General features: G+C 56.0%; 20 protein-coding genes. 16 read left to right on the forward strand and 4 right to left on the reverse strand.

Features of this window, described 5'->3' with window-relative positions:
• Positions 1-8: 8 nt before the first annotated feature.
• Positions 9-1067, forward strand: coding sequence for a DUF3080 domain-containing protein (locus FWJ25_RS09755; protein WP_149600104.1), 1059 nt, complete (start codon positions 9-11; stop codon positions 1065-1067).
• Between the two features lie 5 nt (positions 1068-1072).
• Here FWJ25_RS09755 and tfpB read toward each other — a convergent pair whose 3' ends face one another.
• Genes tfpB through arsC form a run of 4 tightly spaced genes read right to left on the reverse strand, consistent with a single transcriptional unit; the run spans position 1073 to position 4249 of the window.
• Positions 1073-2866: a type IV pilus assembly ATPase TfpB gene (gene tfpB / locus FWJ25_RS09760; protein WP_149600105.1), complete on the reverse strand. Its 1794-nt coding sequence runs from the start codon at positions 2864-2866 to the stop codon at positions 1073-1075.
• Positions 2863-3222 carry a DUF2069 domain-containing protein gene (locus FWJ25_RS09765; RefSeq protein WP_149600106.1) on the reverse strand — a complete coding sequence of 120 codons (360 nt, stop codon included), beginning with the start codon at positions 3220-3222 and terminating at the stop codon, positions 2863-2865. Before FWJ25_RS09765 ends, tfpB begins: the two co-directional genes overlap by 4 nt.
• 39 nt (positions 3223-3261) lie before the next feature.
• The gene (wrbA, locus tag FWJ25_RS09770) at positions 3262-3867 is read right to left on the reverse strand and encodes an NAD(P)H:quinone oxidoreductase (RefSeq protein ID WP_149600107.1); all 606 of its coding nucleotides are present in this window, start codon (positions 3865-3867) and stop codon (positions 3262-3264) included.
• A 28-nt stretch (positions 3868-3895) separates the two neighbouring features.
• Positions 3896-4249: an arsenate reductase (glutaredoxin) gene (gene arsC, locus FWJ25_RS09775; protein WP_149600108.1), complete on the reverse strand. Its 354-nt coding sequence runs from the start codon at positions 4247-4249 to the stop codon at positions 3896-3898.
• 67 nt (positions 4250-4316) lie between these two features.
• On the opposite strand from arsC, the gene FWJ25_RS09780 reads away from it, so the two are divergent.
• From FWJ25_RS09780 to FWJ25_RS09850, 15 genes are all read left to right on the forward strand, one after another.
• A complete protein-coding gene (locus FWJ25_RS09780; protein WP_438616566.1) occupies positions 4317-4784 on the forward strand; it encodes a TlpA family protein disulfide reductase in 468 nt (155 codons plus the stop codon).
• A gap of 43 nt (positions 4785-4827) precedes the next feature.
• Positions 4828-8310 (forward strand): DNA polymerase III subunit alpha, encoded by a 3483-nt coding sequence (gene dnaE, locus FWJ25_RS09785; protein ID WP_149600109.1) that lies wholly within the window; start codon positions 4828-4830, stop codon positions 8308-8310.
• A gap of 179 nt (positions 8311-8489) precedes the next feature.
• A complete protein-coding gene (accA, locus tag FWJ25_RS09790; protein WP_149600110.1) occupies positions 8490-9443 on the forward strand; it encodes an acetyl-CoA carboxylase carboxyl transferase subunit alpha in 954 nt (317 codons plus the stop codon).
• Positions 9427-10788, forward strand: coding sequence for a tRNA lysidine(34) synthetase TilS (gene tilS / locus FWJ25_RS09795; RefSeq protein ID WP_149600111.1), 1362 nt, complete (start codon positions 9427-9429; stop codon positions 10786-10788). Before accA ends, tilS begins: the two co-directional genes overlap by 17 nt.
• Positions 10789-10876: 88 nt before the next feature.
• Positions 10877-12505, forward strand: a complete 1629-nt coding sequence (gene pyrG / locus FWJ25_RS09800) for a CTP synthase (RefSeq protein WP_149600112.1) — start codon at positions 10877-10879, stop codon at positions 12503-12505.
• Between the two features lie 2 nt (positions 12506-12507).
• On the forward strand, positions 12508-13353 hold the full coding sequence (gene kdsA, locus FWJ25_RS09805) for a 3-deoxy-8-phosphooctulonate synthase (protein WP_149600113.1): 846 nt from the start codon (positions 12508-12510) through the stop codon (positions 13351-13353).
• Positions 13354-13553: 200 nt separating this feature from the next.
• Complete coding sequence (eno, locus tag FWJ25_RS09810) at positions 13554-14849, forward strand: phosphopyruvate hydratase (RefSeq protein WP_149600114.1); 1296 nt, start codon at positions 13554-13556, stop codon at positions 14847-14849.
• Between the two features lie 212 nt (positions 14850-15061).
• Entirely contained in the window at positions 15062-15334 is a 273-nt protein-coding gene (locus tag FWJ25_RS09815) for a septum formation initiator family protein (RefSeq protein WP_149600115.1), read from the forward strand.
• Positions 15335-15339: 5 nt separating this feature from the next.
• A complete protein-coding gene (gene ispD, locus FWJ25_RS09820) occupies positions 15340-16044 on the forward strand; it encodes a 2-C-methyl-D-erythritol 4-phosphate cytidylyltransferase (RefSeq protein ID WP_149600116.1) in 705 nt (234 codons plus the stop codon).
• Positions 16045-16068: 24 nt separating this feature from the next.
• Positions 16069-16548, forward strand: a complete 480-nt coding sequence (gene ispF / locus FWJ25_RS09825; protein WP_149600117.1) for a 2-C-methyl-D-erythritol 2,4-cyclodiphosphate synthase — start codon at positions 16069-16071, stop codon at positions 16546-16548.
• Positions 16545-17651 carry a tRNA pseudouridine(13) synthase TruD gene (gene truD / locus FWJ25_RS09830; protein ID WP_149600118.1) on the forward strand — a complete coding sequence of 369 codons (1107 nt, stop codon included), beginning with the start codon at positions 16545-16547 and terminating at the stop codon, positions 17649-17651. Before ispF ends, truD begins: the two co-directional genes overlap by 4 nt.
• 11 nt (positions 17652-17662) lie before the next feature.
• Positions 17663-18433, forward strand: a complete 771-nt coding sequence (surE, locus tag FWJ25_RS09835; protein WP_149600119.1) for a 5'/3'-nucleotidase SurE — start codon at positions 17663-17665, stop codon at positions 18431-18433.
• Positions 18430-19086, forward strand: coding sequence for a protein-L-isoaspartate(D-aspartate) O-methyltransferase (locus tag FWJ25_RS09840; RefSeq protein WP_149600120.1), 657 nt, complete (start codon positions 18430-18432; stop codon positions 19084-19086). Before surE ends, FWJ25_RS09840 begins: the two co-directional genes overlap by 4 nt.
• A gap of 80 nt (positions 19087-19166) precedes the next feature.
• The gene (locus FWJ25_RS09845; protein WP_246166775.1) at positions 19167-20084 is read left to right on the forward strand and encodes a DUF368 domain-containing protein; all 918 of its coding nucleotides are present in this window, start codon (positions 19167-19169) and stop codon (positions 20082-20084) included.
• Between the two features lie 304 nt (positions 20085-20388).
• Complete coding sequence (locus FWJ25_RS09850; protein WP_246166754.1) at positions 20389-21159, forward strand: peptidoglycan DD-metalloendopeptidase family protein; 771 nt, start codon at positions 20389-20391, stop codon at positions 21157-21159.
• The last annotated feature ends 4 nt before the right edge of the window (positions 21160-21163 follow it).

Genomic DNA, 21163 nt, shown 5'->3' on the forward strand with positions numbered 1-21163 from the left:
AGGTAATTATGCCCGGACACAGAATTATCCGGTTGCTGGTTTCGATACTTCTTGTCGGCGTACTCACCGGTTGCAACCCTTTCAGTGATGCCCGCTCCATGATGGATGAGTATGTGGAGCGGGTTGCCCGGGTTCTTGAAACAGAAGCCTTGTTATCCCCCATAGAATCCCCTGACTTGTTCCCGCGCCGACGGGATCGCGCCTTGCCAATGCCCGAACTGGATATGGGCATGCTGGATTTCCTGTCACTTTATGGCTGCGAGTTGCAGGTTGTTGTTGGCGAAAAAAACTCTGTTCTCGGCAGGGTAATGCAGCCACTGAACCGATTGCGTTATGAGCTTCGTTTTATCCGTGCCGCTAACGACTGCCTGCCGGAAACGGAAGACGAGGAGCTAGTGGTGCTCCTTGAGCGTGCGATCAAGGAAAAGCGTGCATCGCTGCCAGTGGCGGTCTGGAACGCGACTCTGGGTGGTGAGGAAGTCGAGAGCCTGTTTACGCTCTCGAAGGGCTCATACCCGGTATCTGCAGAAGGCAATCCGGTCTCCGACCTGGCTCTGGAAGCTCGCCAGTTAAATCAGGCTGTCTCACGGATACTGGCCGGTGACGTGGGTGTGGATCTCGAGTTCGCCGGGCCAGTGCAGCAACGTTGGCAGGCTGAGACCCGGGCAGGGCAGCTCATCAACAGCGCGCAACTCCTTGTAACCAGGCTTGACGACGCTACGGCGTTGATCCGACAGCGTATCGAGGGGCGCCCACTCTGCCTGAATGGCAAGCCCAATAATCAGTCCGATATTGTTCAGAACATGTTTTTCAGTATTTATATTGGCAAGGTGCAGCCTTATCTGAGCGATGTGAGGCAGGCCAGTCAGGCGCTGATGGGACCATTGACAAGGCTGGCGGAACAGCAGTTGGCGGTGATGCCTGAAGGTTTTCGCCCCTGGTATCAGCGGTACCTCTCGGAGGAGACAGACAATAGCCTCTGGGGCAGGCTGGATACCGCTATGATGGAACATACCCGCAGTTGGCAGAATCTGCTGGAGCAGTGTGGTTTACGCCCCGGAGCCTGACGGTCTCAGCGTTGGCTTTCCGGAGTGACCCGCAGAATTTCCTCAACCGTTGTCTGTCCCGCCGCGACTTTTTGCGCACCGCTCAGCCGCAGGGACTTCATGCCTTCCTTGTAGGCATCAAGGCGCAGTTGCTCTAACTCGCAGCGGTCCGTTATCTGGCTGACCAGGTGCCCCGTCAGGGGCATGATTTCGTAAACGCCTGCCCGGCCCATGTAGCCCGTGTTTCGGCATTCGAGACAGCCCATAGGATGAAAGAACTGCTTGGGAACCGGTGCTTTCCAAGGACGCGTCAGAGTCTGCCAGGCGCTCTCGTCGGCGGGGCCGGCCTCTTTGCAGTGAGGGCAGAGTATCCGGGTCAGGCGCTGGGCCATCACGCCAAGCACGGTCGCCCGAATGAGATAGGGCGGGATGCCCAGCTCCATCAAACGGGTAATCGCACTGGGGGCATCGTTAGTGTGTAGTGTAGACAGCACCAGATGACCTGTGAGTGCAGCCTGAACTGCCATTTCAGCGGTTTCCAGATCCCGGATCTCGCCAATCATGATGATGTCCGGGTCCTGGCGGAGCAGGGCGCGAACGCCAGCGGCAAAGGTCAGGTCAATGTTAGTCTGAACCTGCATCTGATTGAATGCCGGCTCTACCATCTCTATGGGATCTTCAATGGTACAGACATTCAGCTCGGGTGAGGCGATCTGCTTGAGGGTGGAATAGAGTGTGGTCGTCTTTCCCGATCCGGTTGGCCCGGTCACCAGAACAATGCCATGGGGGCGGCTGGTCATGTCCTGCCAGCGCTGCCGGTCTTCTTTGCTGAATCCCAGCTGTTCGTAACTCTTGAGCAGAACCTCTGGGTCGAAGATCCGCATTACCATTTTCTCGCCAAACGCTGTGGGCATGGTCGCCAGACGCAGCTCCACTTCGCTGTTGTCCGGCTTTCGCGTCTTTATTCGTCCATCCTGAGGGCGCCGTTTTTCGGCCACATTCAGTCGACCCAGTATTTTCAGTCGGCTGGTGACGGCCATACCGACATGCTCAGGAAACTCATAGACGCTGTGCAGAACGCCGTCGATCCGGAAGCGGACCCTGGTCACTCCGCGCCGGGGCTCGATATGTATATCCGAGGCCCTCTGATCAAACGCATACTGCAGCAGCCAGTCCACGATACGAACCACATGCTGGTCGTTAGCATCGGGGTTTTCGCTGGAGCCAAGGTCCAGCAGCTGCTCAAAATTCTGAGTGTTGCCGGCCGCTGAAGATTGCTGGCCTCCGGCCTTACTGACAGAAGATGCTAACTGGTAGAACTCAACGGTAAAACGGCGAATGTCTTCCGGGTTGGCAACCACGCGACGAATGGTCTTGCGCACCGCCTGGGAAAGGTTGCCTTCCCAGTCATTTTTGAAAGGATCTGCACTGGCAATGACCACTTCATCGTGGTTGATCTCGACCGCAAGGATTCCGTGGCGCTGAGCAAATGCATAGGACATCACTTTTGCAATCGCCGGCGTGTCGATTTTCAGTGGATCAATATGGTAGTAAGGCTGGTTAGCCCACTCTGCCAGCCAGCGGGTCAGCTCTTCCTGGCCCAGGGCACGGCCGGATCTGAGGCTATTCAGTCCGGCGATGGCAATCAACTCAAGCGGGTGCCTTCTGGTCGCCTGGCTACCGCCGGCTGCTGCGCCGAGGTTTGCACTCAGTACACGATCGGCGTCGTCCTGGCTGATCTCGCCCCGGGAGACCAGTGCAGTGCACAGGTCTCTGAGTGTCAGTTCTCCATAGGGCTGTGAGGGGTGGACCGCGTTCATCCTGATACCGGGCGGTTCACTTTAAGGTGAAACATGGCAACGATGAACAGCAGCAGGGTAAGAATTGTCAGGACAACCGGTCCGGGAGCCCCTTCGCTTAGCCACGCAGAAACCACACCCTGTGTGAAGTAAAAAATGACTACGAAGGCCATCCAGATATAACCTTTGTTATTGCCACGAAAAACCGGGACGACAAATATCAGCAACGGCAATAGCTTTACCGACAGCATCAGCGGTATGGAAACCCCCTCGACGGGTGCCGGGAAGAAGGTGGTCAGCACCAGAGTGACCAGCACAGCGACGTAGGCTGCGGAGGTCAGACGGGCCGTCGTCTTTGCTTTCGGGTTGTGTAGCATATTCGGTGTCCAGGAGCGGTGAATGTGTGAACCAGGGTGTTAGTCTGCAAGCTTCAACGCCAGCGTCGCCAGGCGCTCGCCAAAGGCCTGGCACAGACCTTTTTCGTCAGCGCTCAGTGGCAGTTGCTCGTCGGTGCCGGCCCAGTGGCTCGGGCCATAAGGGGTGCCGCCCGTTTCGGTTTTCGATAGCGCTTTCTCCGTGTAGGGCAGTCCGCACAGCACCATACCGTGATGAAGCAGTGGCATCATCATAGTCATAAGGGTTGTTTCCTGGCCGCCATGCAGGCTGCCTGTGGAGGTAAAGGCTCCGGCCGGTTTACCGGAAAGCGCGCCTGATAGCCAGAGGTCTCCGGTGGTATCGAGAAAGTATTTCAGGGGCGCCGCCATGTTACCAAAGCGGGTCGGGCTGCCGAGTGCCAGTCCGGAGCAGCCTGCAAGATCCTCTTTGGTGGCGTAGGGCGCACCAGTGTCCGGCACCCCTGGCAGGCTGGCTTCGGTATCCGGTGAGACCGGCGGTACCGCCCGGATTCGGGCATCCACGCCGGTAACCCGGCTGATGCCGCGGCCTATCTGAGACGCCATTTCGGCGGTTTGGCCGGTACGACTGTAATAAAGCACCAGGATGTAGGGAGGCTGCTCCGCCATTGATACTGTTTCCTTGGGTTCGGGACTGTCAGAGAATGGAAAGCACGTTTTCCGGCGGACGTCCTACCGCTGCCTTGCCGTTGGCAAGTACAATGGGGCGCTCGATCAGCTTCGGCGTCTCGACCATGGCTTCAATCAGTTGCTCCCGGCTCAGCTCAGGGTTATCGAGCCCCAGAGCTTTGTATTCGGTTTCCTTGGTGCGCATGATGTCGCGGGGTTCACAGTTCAGCAACTCAAGAAGATCGGCCAGCTCCTGAGCTGTCGGTGGCGTTTCCAGGTAGCGTATAATCTCGGGTTCTATGCCCTGTTCCTTAAGTAGTTCAAGGGTTTGGCGGGATTTTGAACAGCGCGGGTTGTGGAAAATCCGGGTTGGTTCTGTCATCTTCGGGCCTGGTTCTCAGAATGGATGCAACATTTTCGTAGGCCGTAGTCTAACAGGAGGTTTTCTCGTGCAGTACCCTGCATTCCGGAGCTTTTTCGGAGGTTTGCTGCGTTTCGGTCTGGTGGCGGTCGTGTTACTGATGGCTGCTTGTGAGAAAATTGAACTCGAGCGTGCCGATGCCCCCGATATCGGGTGGGACAAGTATCGGGGCCAATGGGTACTGGTAAATTACTGGGCTGAGTGGTGCAAGCCCTGCCTGGAGGAGATCCCGGAGCTGAATGCCCTCGATAGATCGCCGGACATTGCCGTTCTGGGGGTCAATTTTGACGGCGTTGAGGGTGAAGCACTGGTGAATCTCGGCCAGAAAATGGGTATCGAATTCACCCTGTTGAACAGAGACCCCGGCCAGACCCTTGGCTGGGAAGTACCCGTGGGGTTGCCGGCGACGTTTGTCGTTGATCCTGAGGGCGAACTGGTGGAAGTCCGTTTTGGTCCCCAGTCAGAAGCAGATATACGGGCCCTGATCCGCAGTTGAGGCGGGGCCGCAAAGAATCCAGCAGCAGGAATTGCCTGACGTTATGCCACAGACTTTTGTACATCTCCGGGTCCACTCTGAATACTCCATGGTCGACGGCCTGGTTCGGGTGAAACCGCTGGTCAGTCGGGTTGCCGAACTTGGAATGCCCGCCGTCGGCCTGACTGAGCAGTCCAACATGTGCTCGCTGGTCCGGTTTTACAAGGCAGCCGTTGGTGCCGGCGTCAAACCCATCATTGGCGCGGATCTATGGCTGGAGAACCCGGACGAGCCTGAAGCTCCCTTCCGGCTGACTCTGCTGGCTCGCAATGGCGATGGCTACCTTAACCTGACTGAAATTATCTCTCTCGGTTTTACCGAAGGGCAGAGGTATGGCAAGCCTATTATTCGCCGGGAGTGGCTCGAAGCCAGAGCCAACGGGCTGGTCGTGCTGTCTGGTGGCAAGCTCGGGGATGTAGGTAAGGCGTTGCTGGCGGGTAAGCCCGAGTTGGCCCGGGAGCGCGCCGAATACTGGAAGAAGCTGTATCCGGGCAGTTATTACCTGGAACTTCAACGTACCGGCCGTGCCGGTGATGAAGACTGCCTTCATATGAGTGTCGAGCTGGCCGGTGAGCTGGCGTTGCCGGTTGTTGCCACCAACGACGTTCACTTCCTGACGGCGGACGATTTCGAGGCCCACGAAGCCCGGGTATGTATCGGTGAGAGCCGTACGTTGGATGATCCACGCCGTGATCGTCGCTTCAGTGACCAGCAATACCTTCGCAGTGCTGAGGAGATGATCGAGCTGTTCTCTGACATCCCAGAGGCGATCGAGAACACCGTCGAAATTGCCCGTCGTTGTTCGGTTAAAGTTCGTATGGGCGAGTATTTCCTGCCGGACTACCCGATTCCTGAAGGCATGACCATGGATGAGTACTTCCGTCATGCCTCTGAGGAAGGGCTCGAAGAGCGTCTGAAAGTCATCCTTAGCAAGGAGGACCCTGAGTATGACCAGAAAAGGGAAGCCTATTACAAACGCCTGAATTTCGAACTGGATATCATTATCCAGATGGGGTTCCCGGGTTACTTCCTGATCGTTATGGACTTCATTAAGTGGGCCAAGAATAACGGTGTACCGGTGGGGCCTGGCCGGGGTTCGGGTGCGGGCTCCCTGGTGGCCTACGTGTTGCTGATTACAGACCTTGATCCTCTTGAATACGACCTGCTGTTCGAGCGATTCCTGAACCCGGAACGGGTTTCTATGCCCGACTTCGACGTTGACTTCTGCATGGAAGGCCGGGACCGGGTTATCGATTACACCGCCCGGAAATATGGCCGGGAGGCTGTTTCCCAGATCATTACCTTCGGTACCATGGCTGCCAAAGCGGTGGTGAGGGATGTTGCCCGGGTTCAGGGCAAATCCTATGGTCTGGCGGACAAACTGTCGAAGCTGATCCCGTTTGAAGTCGGGATGACCCTCAATAAGGCCATCGAACAGGAGCCCCAGCTCAAAGAGTTTCTCGAACAGGATGAGGAAGCCCAGGAAATCTGGGAGATGGCGTTGAAGCTTGAGGGCGTGTGTCGGAACGCGGGTAAGCACGCCGGTGGTGTGGTTATCGCGCCCACCAAAATCACCGATTTTTCCCCCCTGTACTGTGACGATGACGGCGGCAGCCTGGTTACCCAGTTTGATAAGGGGGACGTGGAAGAGGCTGGCCTGGTCAAATTCGACTTTCTGGGGCTGCGAACCCTGACCATCATCAAATGGGCTCTGGGTATGATCAACCCGCGCCGTGAAAAACGCGGGCAGGGGGATCTGGACATCAGTACGATACCCCTGGATGACAAGATCTCGTTTGATCTCCTGAAGAAAGCGGAAACCACAGCGGTGTTCCAGTTGGAATCCCGGGGAATGAAAGACCTGATCCGGCGCCTGCAGCCGGATTCTCTGGAAGATATGATCGCCCTGGTGGCTCTGTTCCGCCCGGGCCCGCTACAGTCAGGGATGGTGGACGACTTTATTGATCGTAAGCACGGACGTCAGCCGCTGTCGTACCCGCATCCGGATTACCAGTATCCGGGCTTGCAGCCGGTCCTGGAGCCAACCTACGGCGTTATCCTCTATCAGGAGCAGGTCATGCAGATCGCTCAGGTGATGGCTGGCTATACCCTGGGTGGCGCGGATATGTTGCGGCGTGCCATGGGTAAGAAAAAGCCGGAGGAAATGGCGAAGCAGAAGGCTGTTTTCCTTGAGGGGTGTGAAAACAACGGCATCGACAAGACCCTGGCTGAAAATATCTTTGACCTGGTAGAGAAATTCGCCGGCTACGGTTTCAACAAATCACACTCTGCAGCGTACGCGCTGGTGTCTTATCAGACACTGTGGCTAAAAGCTCATTACCCGGCCGAATTCATGGCTGCTGTGCTGACCGCCGATATGCAGAACACCGACAAGGTGGTGACGCTGGTGGAAGAGTGCCGGAACATGAAGCTGGACTTGCTCGTTCCGGATGTCAGCCGATCTGAGTACACCTTTACCGTCAACGATGATGGCCAGATCATTTACGGTCTGGGTGCGATCAAGGGGCTGGGTGAAGGTCCGATCGACAGCATCGTGGAAGCCGCGAAAGGCGGCCCGTTCCAGGATATTTTCGATTTCTGCCGGCGTGTGGACCTGAAGAAGGTCAACAAGCGTGCCATGGAGGCGTTAATTCGTTCCGGAGCTATGGACAAGCTGGGTCCCGGCCGGGCGCAACTGATGGCCAGCATTGACAAGGCTGTTCAGCAGGCAGATCAGCAATCCCGGAATGATGCAGCCGGGATGATGGACATGTTCGGGGAGATGCTCGAAGGTGGCGGCGAAGACGGGGATGCCTACGCTGACGTTTCGGGCGTTCGGGAGTGGCCGGAGAAGGAACGACTGAAGGGTGAAAAAGATACCCTGGGGCTTTACCTTACAGGTCATCCGTTTGACGAATATGAAAAGGAAGTTCGCCGGTTTGTTCGTTCCTCCATCGCAGATCTGAAACCGAACAAATCTCCCCAGCGTGTGGCCGGGCTGGTGGTCGCCCAGCGCACCATGAAAACCAAGACTGGTTCCACCATGTGCTTCATCACCCTGGATGATCGTAGTGGCCGGATTGAAGCTACATTGTTTTCAGAGGCATTTTTTGAAAACCGCGAGTTGCTGCAGTCCGATCAGGTCATTGTTGTTGAAGGTCAGGTCAGCCATGATGACTATTCCGGCCAGTTGAAAATGAGGGTCAGTTCGGTCACGGATGTGGCCTCGGCTCGTCAGCAATTCAGCCGGGGATTGCAGCTTAACCTGCGCGCTGACCAGCTTCAGAACGGTCTGCTGGATAAGCTTGATAACACCCTCAGGCCATTCCGCTGTGAAGGGAGTCCGGTCTGGATCGAATACAGCAGTCCGGATGCCAAAACCCGGATAGAGTTGGGTGAGTCCTGGCGGGTACAGCCAGATGACAACCTGTTACTGGAGCTTCGGTACCTTGTGGGCGACCAGTGCGTGGAACTGGTCTATGATTGAGGGTGTTGGGCAAGGTCCGGGCTGCTTTTCGGTGCTTAACTGTGCGAAAAATTAAAAGTTTGTCAGAAAGCGGACTCATACAAAGGTCCGCTTTAGCCAGACTCCGGGCGCTGCTATCTTTGTCCCAAATTCTGATGTGGTGGAGTTCGCTCCGCCAGACAATCAAATGATGGAACATCATGAACCCTAACTATCTGGATTTTGAACAGCCTATTGCCGACCTTGAAGCCAAGATTGAAGAGCTTCGTATGGTGGGTAACGACACCGACATCAACATTAACGATGAAATTACCCGGCTTAAGAAGAAAAGTGTCAGCCTGACGGAAAGCATCTTTTCGAATCTCCAGCCCTGGGATGTAGCCCGGTTGGCACGGCATCCCCGCCGTCCATACACTCTGGACTACGTAGAAGCCATCTTTGAAGACTTCGATGAGCTTCACGGTGATCGCCGTTATGCGGATGATCTGGCCATCGTTGGCGGAACCGCCCGTCTTGATGACAAGCCCGTGATGGTTATTGGTCACCAGAAGGGTCGGGAAGTACGGGATAAAGTGAAGCGCAATTTCGGCATGCCGCGTCCGGAAGGCTATCGCAAGGCGTTGCGACTGATGGAAATGGCTGAACGTTTCAAAATGCCGATTCTGACGTTTATCGATACTCCGGGTGCCTATCCGGGTATCGGGGCCGAGGAGCGTGGCCAGAGCGAAGCTATTGCTTTCAACCTGGCAGTAATGTCCCGTCTGAAAACGCCAATTATCTCAACCGTGATCGGTGAAGGCGGTTCCGGTGGCGCACTGGCCATTGGTGTCTGCGACCAGCTCAACATGCTTCAGTACTCCACCTATGCGGTTATCTCTCCTGAAGGTTGTGCCTCCATTCTCTGGAAGAGTGCAGAGTATGCCGCTCAGGCAGCAGAAGCCATGGGTGTGACGGCTGATCGTCTTAAAGACCTTGGGCTGGCGGACAACGTCATAAGCGAACCTATGGGTGGTGCTCATCGCAGCCCGGCTGAGATGTCTGAGTCCCTCAAGGCAGTCCTGAGCAGGGGTGTTGCAGAACTCAGCCGTCTGCCTGTGGACGAACTGGTCTCCCGCCGCTACGAGCGACTTACTCGCTATGAAAACGGGCGCTAAGCCCGTTACCGGATTTTCCTGGCCGGAATCACTGTGTGCTCCGGTCAGGGGCCTTCCCGAACATTCCCGCCTTTGGGTCGCGCTCAGCGGTGGCCTGGATTCCAATTTATTGCTTCACCTTGCTGTTCATTGTCACGGTGGCCGGGTTCCGGTGGCTGCTATTCATGTTAACCACCAGTTACAACTCAACGCGAACCAAACCGAGGCGTTTTGCCTGGCAGAAGGGCAGAAGCTGGGTGTTCCTGTGGTTGTTCGCCGGGTCTCCGTTGAAAAAGCGGGCAGTACTCCCGGGGTTGGTGGAATTGAAGAGGCCGCCCGGGAAGCTCGATACCGCGAGTTCGAAGCCGTGCTGGAACCGGGTGACCTGCTGCTGATGGCGCATCATGCCGACGATCAGGGTGAAACGGTTCTGTTTCGTTTGCTCAGGGGCACTGGTGTAGCCGGGTTGGGCGGGATGCCCGGTAGTCGGCCACTTGGTAATGGCCTGCTTGTTCGCCCTCTGCTGGGGTTGGAGCGGGAAGTCCTTGTCGACTGTGCCCGGGATGCCGGGTTGTCGTGGGTGGAAGACCCGAGTAACGACGATCAGGGCTACGACCGGAATTATCTCAGGCACGCCATTATGCCGCGGCTCAAGGCTCGTTGGCCGGGGCTGGCACGGCGCTTGAAGCATACTGCCAACGCGTGCAAGGAAAGTGATTTCCTGAACCATCGCCTGGCAGAAATTCAGCTGAATGAATTGGCAGATGAAAGCGGCAGGTTGTCCGTGGCTGGCCTTCATAAACTGTCTCTGGCTGAACAGAAAAACCTTTTGCGCTGGTGGATTCGCGGGCGGGGTTTTCCGCCTCCTGCGTTGTCGGATTGGGCCAGAGTGATGGGTGATTTTCTGGAAGCCGGAGAAGACAGAGAGCCGGAGCTCCGTTCCGGCGGCTACAGTATTCGCCGTTTCCAGGGCATGTTGTGGCTGGTCAGAGATGCGGTAGATATCCCGTCGTCAGATTGCTGGCTGGAGCCTGGCCAGGCGGTTGAATGGGGGGAGTGGCGCGCTCGCCTGGAGTCTGCTTCAGGGTCTAACCCCCAAATGCCCTGTTCGCCAATAAGGGTATCTACGAGGCAGGGTGGAGAAAGCTTCCGACCGCGTCCAAACGGACCTTCGAAGCGGTTAAAAATATGGATGCAGGAGCAGGGTATTCCGCCTTGGGAAAGGCCCCGGATACCGTTGTTTTTTGCGGCTTCCGGCGATCGGGAGGAGCTGATTGCGGTTGGCGATTTCTGGTGTTCTGAACAATACTCGGGGGATGCCCCCGCCGCCGGCTGGCGGCTGGTTGTGGAGCGGGATTGTGATTGAGTCAGGGGGGGCTTTCTGGTAGTCTGGCGTCCCATCTTGAGATGAACAATCTCCCTCCTTCACCGAACCAGATAATCACGGAATCTGCATGACGCGTTATATTTTCGTCACCGGCGGTGTCGTGTCTTCACTGGGGAAAGGTATTGCCTCCGCATCACTGGCAGCCATCCTTGAAGCACGCGGCCTGAAGGTCACCATTCTCAAGCTGGACCCCTACATTAACGTAGACCCCGGCACCATGAGCCCGTTCCAGCACGGAGAGGTTTTTGTTACCGAAGACGGTGCTGAAACCGACCTCGACCTGGGGCACTACGAACGTTTTATCCGCACCCGGATGAGCCGTCGTAATAACTTCACTACTGGTCGTGTCTACGAGGAAGTGATCCGTAAGGAACGTCGCGGTGACTACCTTGGGGGCACAGTACAGGTGATTCCTCACATCACCGATGAGATCAAGCGCCGTGTAATTGAAGGCGCGGCTGGTGTTGATGTGGCGTTGATCGAGGTTGGTGGCACCGTAGGCGACATCGAATCCCTGCCGTTCCTGGAAGCCTGCCGTCAGCTCAAGGTTGAAGTTGGGTCGCAGCGTGCCTTGTTCATGCACCTGACTCTGGTTCCGTACATTGCGACGGCCGGCGAAATCAAGACTAAACCGACACAGCACTCCGTGAAGGAAATGCGCTCCATTGGCCTGCAGCCAGACATTCTGCTGTGCCGTTCCGAGCATGAGGTGGATGCCAGTTCCCGCCGCAAGATTGCGTTGTTTACCAACGTGGAAGAGCGTGCGGTTATTCCTCTTGAAGATGCCAAATCCATTTATGCGATTCCGCGTATGCTTCACGAGCATGGCCTGGACCAGCTGGTGATCGAACGTTTCAATCTCGATGCGCGTGCCGCCGATCTCAGTGAATGGGATGGGGTAGTGGAAGCATTGATGAACCCCGAGCAGGAAGTGACCATTGCCATGGTCGGCAAGTACATGGAATTGCTCGAGGCCTACAAGTCTTTGATTGAATCCTTGCTGCATGCCGGTATCAAGACCCGCACCAAAGTCAGGATCAATTACATTGATTCCGAAGATATCGAACGGGACGGCATCGGCGCACTCAAATCCGCGGACGCGATCCTTGTCCCGGGCGGCTTTGGTGAGCGTGGTGTGGAAGGCAAGATCCGCACGGTTCAGTATGCCCGGGAGAACAAGGTGCCGTACCTCGGTATCTGTCTCGGCATGCAGGTGGCGGTTATTGAATACGCCCGTAATGTTGCAGGCCTTAAAGACGCGCACAGTACCGAATTCCGCAGCCATACGCCGGAGCCGGTCGTAGGTCTGATTACTGAGTGGCTGGATGCGACAGGCGAGCGCGAGGAGCGTACCGAGGAGTCAGATCTCGGCGGTACCATGCGCCTTGGTGCGCAGGATTGCGTGCTGACCGAAGGCTCTACCATCGCTAACAGCTATGGCAAAAAGACCATCCGTGAACGCCATCGTCACCGTTACGAGGTGAACAACCATTTCCTTCCTCAGCTGGAAGGTGCGGGTCTGAAAATCTCCGGCCGCTCGTCTGATGGCAAGTTGGTAGAAGTGGTGGAAGCGCCTGAGCATCCCTGGTTCGTGGCTTGCCAGTTCCACCCGGAATTTACCTCTACGCCTCGCGACGGCCATCCGCTGTTCAAAGGCTTCGTCAAAGCTGCCCTGGCGAACAAGAAGGAAGCCTGATCATGGCACGGAGCAACCTGACCGTCTCGGGAATCGAGATTGCCAACGACAAGCCGTTCGTGCTGTTCGGAGGTATGAACGTACTGGAATCCCGGGAGCTTGCCTTTGAAGTGGCTGAAAAGTACGTTGATGTCTGTGCACGCCTGGGGGTTCCCTACGTGTTCAAGGCGTCCTTCGACAAGGCCAACCGTTCGTCGATCCACTCGTTTCGTGGCCCGGGTCTCGAGAAGGGGCTTCAGATTCTGGCGGACATCAAGGACAAGTTTGGCACTCCGATCATTTCGGACGTCCACGAACCGGATCAGGCTGCTCCTGCGGCTGAAGTGTGCGATATCATCCAGTTGCCGGCGTTCCTGAGCCGGCAGACGGATCTGGTGGCTGCGATGGCCCGGACCGGCGCGGTGATCAACATCAAGAAAGCCCAGTTCCTTGCTCCCCAGGAAATGAAGCACATCATCAAGAAGTGCGAAGAGGCAGGTAACGACAAGGTTATTCTGTGCGAGCGTGGCTCCAGCTTCGGTTATAACAACCTGGTGGTGGACATGCTTGGCTTTGGCATCATGAAGCAGATGAATGTGCCGGTGTTCTTTGATGTCACACATTCATTGCAGATGCCTGGTGGTCGTGCTGATTCGGCCGGTGGACGCCGTGCTCAGGTAACGGATCTGGCTTTGGCGGGTATGTCACAGGGACTGGCAGGGCTATTCCTTGAGGCTCACCCCGATCCGGATCAGGCGAAATGTGATGGGCCCTGCGCTCTTCGCCTGAGTCAGCTGGAGCCGTTCCTCCAGCGGGTTAAGGCTGTGGATGACCTGATAAAAAGTTTTAAACCTATCGACACCGCCTGATTGGCGGTGTTTGTTTTATTTAGGAATACGAGCAGGTAGGGCAGACCTTTCCAAAACTGTGCGGAGCCATGGATGGCGGAGCCCAAGCGTCACATGGATGTGCCGCAAGGAGCGTGTTTTGGAAAGGTCTGCCCTACCTGCTCTAAATCGAACCGTAATCTGAATACGATTAGACATTGAAAACCTGGAGAACCAGAAGAATGACAAAGATTGCCAATATCAAAGCCCGTGAGGTACTGGATTCCCGTGGTAACCCGACGGTAGAAGCCGACGTGATTCTTGAAGACGGCACCTTGGGCCGTGCCTGCGCACCTTCCGGTGCCTCTACTGGCTCCCGCGAAGCGCTCGAACTTCGTGACGGCGACGCTTCCCGTTATCTTGGCAAGGGTGTGACCAAAGCCGTTAACGCGGTAAACACAACCATTCGTGAAGCTCTGATTGGTAAAGACGCGGCCGAGCAGCGTGGCCTGGATCAGGTGATGCTGGACCTGGACGGTACTGAAAACAAGGCCAACCTGGGTGCAAACGCTATCCTGGCGGTATCTCTGGCGGCCGCCAAAGCTGCTGCTGCCTCTCTGGGCAAGCCGCTGTATGAACACATTGCAGATGTTAACGGCACGTCGGGCAAGTTCTCCATGCCGGTTCCGATGATGAACATCCTCAACGGCGGTGAGCACGCGGACAACAACGTCGACATCCAGGAATTCATGGTTCAGCCGGTTTCCGTAAAGAGCTTTGCTGAAGCTCTGCGTGTTGGTGCTGAAATCTTCCATAGCCTGAAGAAGGTCCTGCAGGCCCAGGGTCTGAACACCGCGGTAGGTGACGAGGGTGGTTTTGCGCCCAACCTGCCGTCCAACGAAGCCGCGCTGGCGGCCATCAAGGAAGCGGTTGAGAAAGCTGGTTACGAGCTGGGTAAAGATGTGACTCTTGCCCTGGACTGCGCTTCTTCCGAGTTCTATAAAGATGGCCAGTACCAGCTTTCCGGTGAAGGTAAGAGCTTCGACTCCGAAGGTTTTGCGGATTACCTGGCAGGCCTGTCTGAGCGTTACCCCATTGTTTCCATCGAAGACGGTATGGACGAGAGCGACTGGGATGGCTGGAAGGTTCTGACCGACAAACTGGGCGATAAGGTTCAGCTCGTTGGCGACGACCTGTTTGTAACCAACACTCGGATCCTCAAGCAGGGTATCGAGAAGGGCGTGGGTAACTCCATTCTGATCAAGTTCAACCAGATCGGTAGCCTCACCGAGACTCTGGATGCGATCAAGATGGCTCAGGATGCTGGCTACACAGCGGTTATCTCTCACCGTTCCGGCGAGACAGAGGATACCACCATTGCCGATCTGGCGGTTGCGACTTGCGCTGGTCAGATCAAAACAGGTTCCCTGTGCCGTTCTGACCGGGTTGCCAAGTACAACCAGTTGCTGCGCATTGAGGAAGCTCTGGATGGCAATGCACCGTATCGCGGTCTGAGCGAAATCAAAGGCCAGGCCTGAGGCCCGGCAACGCTCCGGCGTTTCCATTTGCAGCCACGATCGTTATGATCGTGGCCTGTAGAATGACAAGGCCATCGTGGCTGAGGTTAAATCTCGGTTACGATGGCCTTTTTACACAAACAGTTAGAAGAATTTGTTGCTAATCTACTCTAAGGTCTATACTCAACACTCAGTGTAGAAATTTTGAACGGAATGATTGGAATCTGACCGGCGTGAAACTGCTTTGGACCATCATGATTGTGCTTATCCTCCTGCTACAGGCGCGACTGTGGATCGGGGAGGGGAGCTTTGCGCAGGTATGGGCGCTTGAGCACTCTATTGCTGAGCAGCGGGCCGAGAATTCCGAGTTGGCCGCACGCAATGATCGGCTCTATGCGGAGGTTCGCAACCTGCGCAATGAGCAAAGTGCTGTTGAGGAGCGGGCACGAATGAACCTAGGGCTGATTCGCGAGGACGAGACTTTCTTTCTCGTTGTTGACAAGTAATTGCAATGACCACACCCCCCAAATACTGGCTTATTGTTCCCGCCGCCGGTATCGGCAAACGGATGCAATCCGACGTTCCGAAGCAATATCTCAGGCTAGATAACCGCTTTGTCCTCGACATAACGCTCTCCCGCTTATTGCATAACGCCGATTTCTCCGGGTGTATGGTGCCGTTGAGTGCTCAGGATCACTGGTGGCTAGATACGGAATCGGCAGCGGATGACCGTATTCAAACCTGTACCGGAGGCGCCGAGCGGGCGGATTCCGTATTGTCGGCGCTCCATGCGCTCGACGGACAGGCGAACGATAGTGACTGGGTATTGGTGCACGACGCAGCAAGACCCTGTATTCATCGGGATGACCTCTCTAACCTGATTGACACACTTTCCGGGCATCCTGTCGGTGGCCTGTTGGCTGCGCCTGTTGCGGACACTTTGAAGCAGGCAGGTGGCGGTGTGTTACCGGAAGTTGAAACCACCATTGATCGAAGCCGGCTCTGGCGGGCACTGACGCCTCAGATGTTCCGCTTTGGTCAACTGAAAGCCGCACTGGAGGCTAGCCTGACAAACGGCGATCCAGTGACGGACGAGTCCTCTGCCATGGAGTTTTCCGGTAACATGCCGGTTCTGGTTGAGGGTCGGCCTGATAACCTCAAGATCACGGTACCTGCAGATCTGGCGTTAGCCGGTTTTATTCTGAGCCGTCTCTGAATATTTTGAATCCCGGAGTGAAGTATGCGAATTGGTCAGGGTTTTGATGTCCATGCCTTCTGCGAAGGCGATTCTGTGATTCTTGGCGGTGTGTCGATTCCCTATAGTCATGGCCTGAAAGCCCATTCTGACGGCGATGTGCTACTGCACGCGTTGGCCGATGCCCTTCTGGGAGCAGTCGCTCTGGGGGACATTGGGCATTTTTTCCCGGATACCAGTGATGAATGGGCAGGTGCGGACAGCCGGGATCTTTTACGCAGAGTCGTCGCCCGTGTTCAGGATGAGGGCTATCAGGTCTCGAATGTTGATACCACCATTATTGCCCAGGCCCCCAAAATGGCACCACACGTTGAGTCGATGCGGCTGAATATCTCGGAGGATCTGGGAATTCCTGCCAGCCGGGTCAGCGTAAAGGCAACCACCACAGAAAAGCTGGGCTTTACCGGCCGGGGCGAAGGTATTGCCTGCCAGGCGATTTGTCTGCTGGAGCCGGTATCATCGTGACCGGGAGTGATTCAGCCTCAGGACAATGGCGACTGGACTGGCCAACCTCGTCGGGCCATCGGTTAGCCGAGGCAAAACTAAAGTCCTGCCCCGAAGATTTCCGCGTGGACGAAGATCTCACCCTGGAGGGAATGCCGGAGGATACCCGTGACCTTCAGTCGGTGCGCGGTGAAGGGGAGCATCTCTGTATCCTGCTTGAGAAAACCGGGGACAATAGTGAATACGTGGCCAGGGAGCTTGCAAGCCTCGCCGGATGCCGCTCATTTGATGTCGGGCTTTGCGGGCTGAAAGACCGTCACGCGGTTACCAGCCAATGGTTCAGCCTTTACCGGCCGGGCATGCAGGACGAAGATCTCAGCCTGATTGAGAGCATTCGCGAACGTTGGAGCATACGGGGTGCCTGTCGTTTTTTCCGAAAGCTGCGCCGTGGGGATCACCAGCGTAACCATTTTGTGATTACACTCCGGGACGTTCGGGGCACAAAAAGCGATATCGACCTGGCTCTGAATCGACTTCGTGATCATGGCGCACCGAACTACTTTGGCCCTCAGCGATTCGGCATAGGCGGCGCCAACCTGGATCGTGCCGCGGCGATGAACCCTTCCTCAATGGAGCAACGACGAAAAGGGCGGAAAGGAAGGGGACGAGGCAAACCGGGTGGCGGAGGCGACTCGAAAAACGTATTGTACTTTTCGGCGGCACGTTCATGGATTTTCAATGAAGTATTAGCACGCCGTGTTGAAGATCAGAATTGGCTGGTGCCTCTTGATGGGGAACCCGGATTGCCTGATGGTCAGTCTGGAACCACCGGGCCTCTGTGGGGCGATGGAGGGACGCGAGCGTCGGGGGACCAGGAGGGCCTGGAACGATCCATTGCGCAGGGAGCACCGGAACTCCTCAAACTGTTTGCCACAACCCGAATGAAGCCTGAACGGCGATCATTGGCTGTGGTCCCCGGTGACCTGTCGTGGCACTGGAGCGCAGACGGTAATCTTGAACTGAAGTTTTACTTGCTCCCGGGACAGTACGCGACCACTATTCTGAACGATATTTTTGAGCTTGAGGACGTGAGCCTCAGCCAACATAACAAACAGCAAGGCTAGCGGAGAACATCGTGCGTATTCTGTTGTCGAACGATGACGGAGTTCATTCACCGGGGCTGATTGCCCTGTATGAAGGGCTTCGGGGCCTGGGTGACCTGGAAGTGGTGGCCCCGGATCGTGATCATAGTGGGGCGAGTAACGCTCTGACGCTCAATCGACCACTGACCGTGGAGCAGCATCCAAACGGGTTCCATTCTGTGGATGGGACACCTACGGATTGTGTTCACCTGGCGGTTAACGGGGTATTTGATACACCGTTTGATCGTGTTGTCTCTGGTATCAACACTCATGCCAACCTGGGTGACGATATTATCTATTCGGGAACGGTCGCTGCGGCTACCGAAGGTCGCCATCTCGGGTTACCTGCCATTGCCGTTTCCCTCGCTAACGAAGGCCTTTTTCATTACGAAACCGCGGCCCGGGTGGTACGACTGCTCCTGGAGAGTGAACGCCCCCTTGTACTTGGCCCGCGCTCTATCCTCAATGTCAATGTACCGGATGTCCCCTGGGATCAGCTGAAAGGGTTCCGAGTTACCCGGCTCGGACACCGGGAAAGAGCCGAAGGTGCTGTTCCGATGATATGTCCTCGGGGTAAGCAAAGGTACTGGATCGGTGCTGCGGGTGAGGGCGGCGATGCTGGTCCGGGTACAGATTTTTACGCCGTTCGTGAAGGTTATGTCTCCATCACACCCGTGCATGTCGATATGACCCGACATGAGGCGCTGTTGCCTCTTGAGAACTGGGTTGAAGCGCTCCCGGACAGTTTGGGAGGACAGAAATGAGCACCCAGTTGCAGGGGATAGGGATGACCTCCCGGCGTACTCGCATGCGCCTTGTTCAGCGGCTTAAAGAGGCTGGCATCGAATCGGATAAGGTGCTGGATGTGATTGGGGACGTTCCGCGTCATATCTTTCTTGACGAAGCGCTTTCCCACCGCGCCTATGAAGATACCTCATTACCGATTGGTCACGGCCAGACGCTGTCCCAACCCTATATCGTCGCCAGGATGACCGAGCTATTGCTGGAAAGCCAGCCTGCCCGGGTACTGGAGTTAGGGACCGGGTCGGGGTACCAGACAGCTGTTCTTTCCCGCCTGTTTGACGAAATTTTCAGTGTCGAGCGTATCAAACCATTGCAGGACAGGGCCCGCGATCGCCTGCGCCAGTTGAATGCCCGCAATGTATTGCTCAAACATGCTGATGGTGGCATGGGTTGGCCGGATCGTGGGCCGTTCGACGGTATTATTGTGACCGCTGCGCCGGTCGAAGTACCTCCGGAGCTGTTAGCGCAGCTTGCCGACGGCGGTGTGTTGATTGCTCCGGTCGGTGAAGAAGAGCAGGTACTGGTCCAGGTCACCCGACGAGGTGAACATTTTGACTACAAGGAACTCGAACCGGTGTATTTCGTTCCGCTGCTTGGGGGAGTGATTCGTTGAGTCGTCCTGGAGCTCATCAGGCACACAGTGTAGCTGACGTAGATCGTACCCACCGACCGCTGGCTATTTTCCTCAGGGGGATGGCCATGGGCGCTGCGGATATCGTACCTGGGGTGTCCGGAGGGACCATTGCCTTTATAACCGGCATTTATTTCAGACTGCTTGAGGCTGTCAATGCGGTTCCCGGGGCACTTATTCAGCATCTTTTTCGGGGACAGGTTGCTGCTTTTTGGGCGGCGATTGACGGCAACTTCCTGGCGTGTCTTCTGGCGGGGATACTGGCCAGCATTGTGACTCTGGCATCAGCTATCAGCTTTGCTCTTACTGAATATCCGGTGCTGCTCTGGAGCTTTTTCTTCGGTCTGATCCTCGCGTCGGTGTGGCATGTTGGGAGGCAGGTTCGCCAATATACCTATACCCTGTTGTTTCCCCTGGCGATCGGAATTGCGTTCGCCTGGTGGATCACCAGCCTGTCTGTCAGTCCGTTAACGCCCAATCCACTGCTCTTTTTTGGTGCGGGGGCACTGGCAATATGCGCCATGATCCTTCCGGGAATCTCAGGCAGTTTCATTCTCCTGGTCATCGGCATGTATACCCCGGTACTTACGGCGATCAAAGGCGGGGACATCTCGATCCTGTTCCTGTTTGCCGCTGGCTGCCTCTTGGGTCTTCTTTCGATCGCAAGGCTGATTACCTGGGCATTCCATCACTTTCATGATGTCGTTCTGGCGCTACTGACCGGCTTTATGATCGGTGCTCTGAACAAGGTCTGGCCCTGGAAGGAAGTGTTGAGCTGGCGTACCAATAGTGCTGGTGAGCAGGTGGCATTACAGGAAATCAGTATCTCGCCATCGGCCTATGGGCAACTGGCGGGGCACGATCCCCAGGTGATGCTTGCAATCCTGCTCGCCGCTGTTGGATTTATGCTGGTACTGGCCCTGGAGTGGTTTGGGCGCAGCGCCGAACGAAGGGCCTCTCAGCTTGAACATGAGGCGTAAGGGATTACAAAAGTGTTACTTGGTGCGCAAATTTGGTGTGTCAGCCGGTAACAAATATGGTGATTGAGTAACTTGGATTCCATCAGGAAATATGCAATATATTAGCAAGTTACTCTGAAAACCTTATAAATTGCTTCGGCGCGCTGTCGTCTTTATACGGATTTTTCATAACCGGGCTGTTCTTATTTCTGTGAGATTTTTGCGTGGGTTACTCATCGCCACTCTGTCGGCCCCCCCGCGGTTCCCCTCCGGTGCCCACGATCTGACTCGTTCCTCAAAAGCCTTTCAGTTACCGGCCAGGGCAGTGCCACTGCTGCTGTTTATCGTTCTCCTCGCCGGCTGCAACACCCAGGCGATACATCAGGACGACCTGTACAATCCTCCGGTTTATTGGGGGCAGCACGTAGTGAAATCCGGCGAAACCCTTTACAGCATCGCCATGCGCTACGGTAGGGATTACCGTGAACTGGGGAACGCGAACGGCATCGGCCCTCCCTGGCAGCTAAAGGCCGGACAAGTTCTTCGCCTTGACCGTCGCGGTACTGTCACATCCAGCAGGCAGACTGCTTCAACTTCAAGTGCTTCCAGCAGACGTCAGCAAACGGTTGCCCGGGTTCCCAGGCCCCAGGCAACGAAGCAACCGGTGGTCACCAAAGTGCCGGACAGGAAGGTTCCTCTATCGTCCCAGAATCAGACTGTTGCCCGGATCAATTGGCGCTGGCCCCATGTTGGCACCGTAATTGCTGGATATTCATCATCTGGGAAAGTCAACAAAGGTATTGATATTGCCGGTAAAGCCGGGGATGCTGTTAAAGCGGCGGCAAATGGAAACGTGGTATACGCCGGCAACGGGTTGCTTGGTTACGGTAATCTGATTATCGTCAATCATAACGAGCACTATCTCAGTGCTTACGCACACAACCGGACGATCTTGGTTAAGGAAGGGGAGGATGTTAAAGCCGGCCAGGTGATTGCTGAGCTGGGGAGCAGTGGAGCCGAACGGCCCATGTTGCATTTTGAGATTCGAAAGAATGGCAACCCGGTCGATCCCGCGCACTACTTGCCGCGCCGCTGACGAC

The organism is Marinobacter salinexigens, from assembly GCF_008370345.1.
GTDB lineage: Bacteria > Pseudomonadota > Gammaproteobacteria > Pseudomonadales > Oleiphilaceae > Marinobacter > Marinobacter salinexigens.

Coding starts and splice junctions, on each gene's coding strand:
- arsC (WP_149600108.1), bottom strand. CDS start 4,249: ATGACAGAACCAACCCGGATTTTCCACAACCCGCGCTGTTCAAAATCC.
- accA (WP_149600110.1), top strand. CDS start 8,490: ATGAACCCTAACTATCTGGATTTTGAACAGCCTATTGCCGACCTTGAA.
- pyrG (WP_149600112.1), top strand. CDS start 10,877: ATGACGCGTTATATTTTCGTCACCGGCGGTGTCGTGTCTTCACTGGGG.
- ispD (WP_149600116.1), top strand. CDS start 15,340: ATGACCACACCCCCCAAATACTGGCTTATTGTTCCCGCCGCCGGTATC.
- eno (WP_149600114.1), top strand. CDS start 13,554: ATGACAAAGATTGCCAATATCAAAGCCCGTGAGGTACTGGATTCCCGT.
- FWJ25_RS09840 (WP_149600120.1), top strand. CDS start 18,430: ATGAGCACCCAGTTGCAGGGGATAGGGATGACCTCCCGGCGTACTCGC.
- kdsA (WP_149600113.1), top strand. CDS start 12,508: ATGGCACGGAGCAACCTGACCGTCTCGGGAATCGAGATTGCCAACGAC.
- dnaE (WP_149600109.1), top strand. CDS start 4,828: ATGCCACAGACTTTTGTACATCTCCGGGTCCACTCTGAATACTCCATG.
- FWJ25_RS09755 (WP_149600104.1), top strand. CDS start 9: ATGCCCGGACACAGAATTATCCGGTTGCTGGTTTCGATACTTCTTGTC.
- FWJ25_RS09845 (WP_246166775.1), top strand. CDS start 19,167: ATGGCCATGGGCGCTGCGGATATCGTACCTGGGGTGTCCGGAGGGACC.
- wrbA (WP_149600107.1), bottom strand. CDS start 3,867: ATGGCGGAGCAGCCTCCCTACATCCTGGTGCTTTATTACAGTCGTACC.
- tilS (WP_149600111.1), top strand. CDS start 9,427: ATGAAAACGGGCGCTAAGCCCGTTACCGGATTTTCCTGGCCGGAATCA.
- FWJ25_RS09765 (WP_149600106.1), bottom strand. CDS start 3,222: ATGCTACACAACCCGAAAGCAAAGACGACGGCCCGTCTGACCTCCGCA.
- ispF (WP_149600117.1), top strand. CDS start 16,069: ATGCGAATTGGTCAGGGTTTTGATGTCCATGCCTTCTGCGAAGGCGAT.
- tfpB (WP_149600105.1), bottom strand. CDS start 2,866: ATGAACGCGGTCCACCCCTCACAGCCCTATGGAGAACTGACACTCAGA.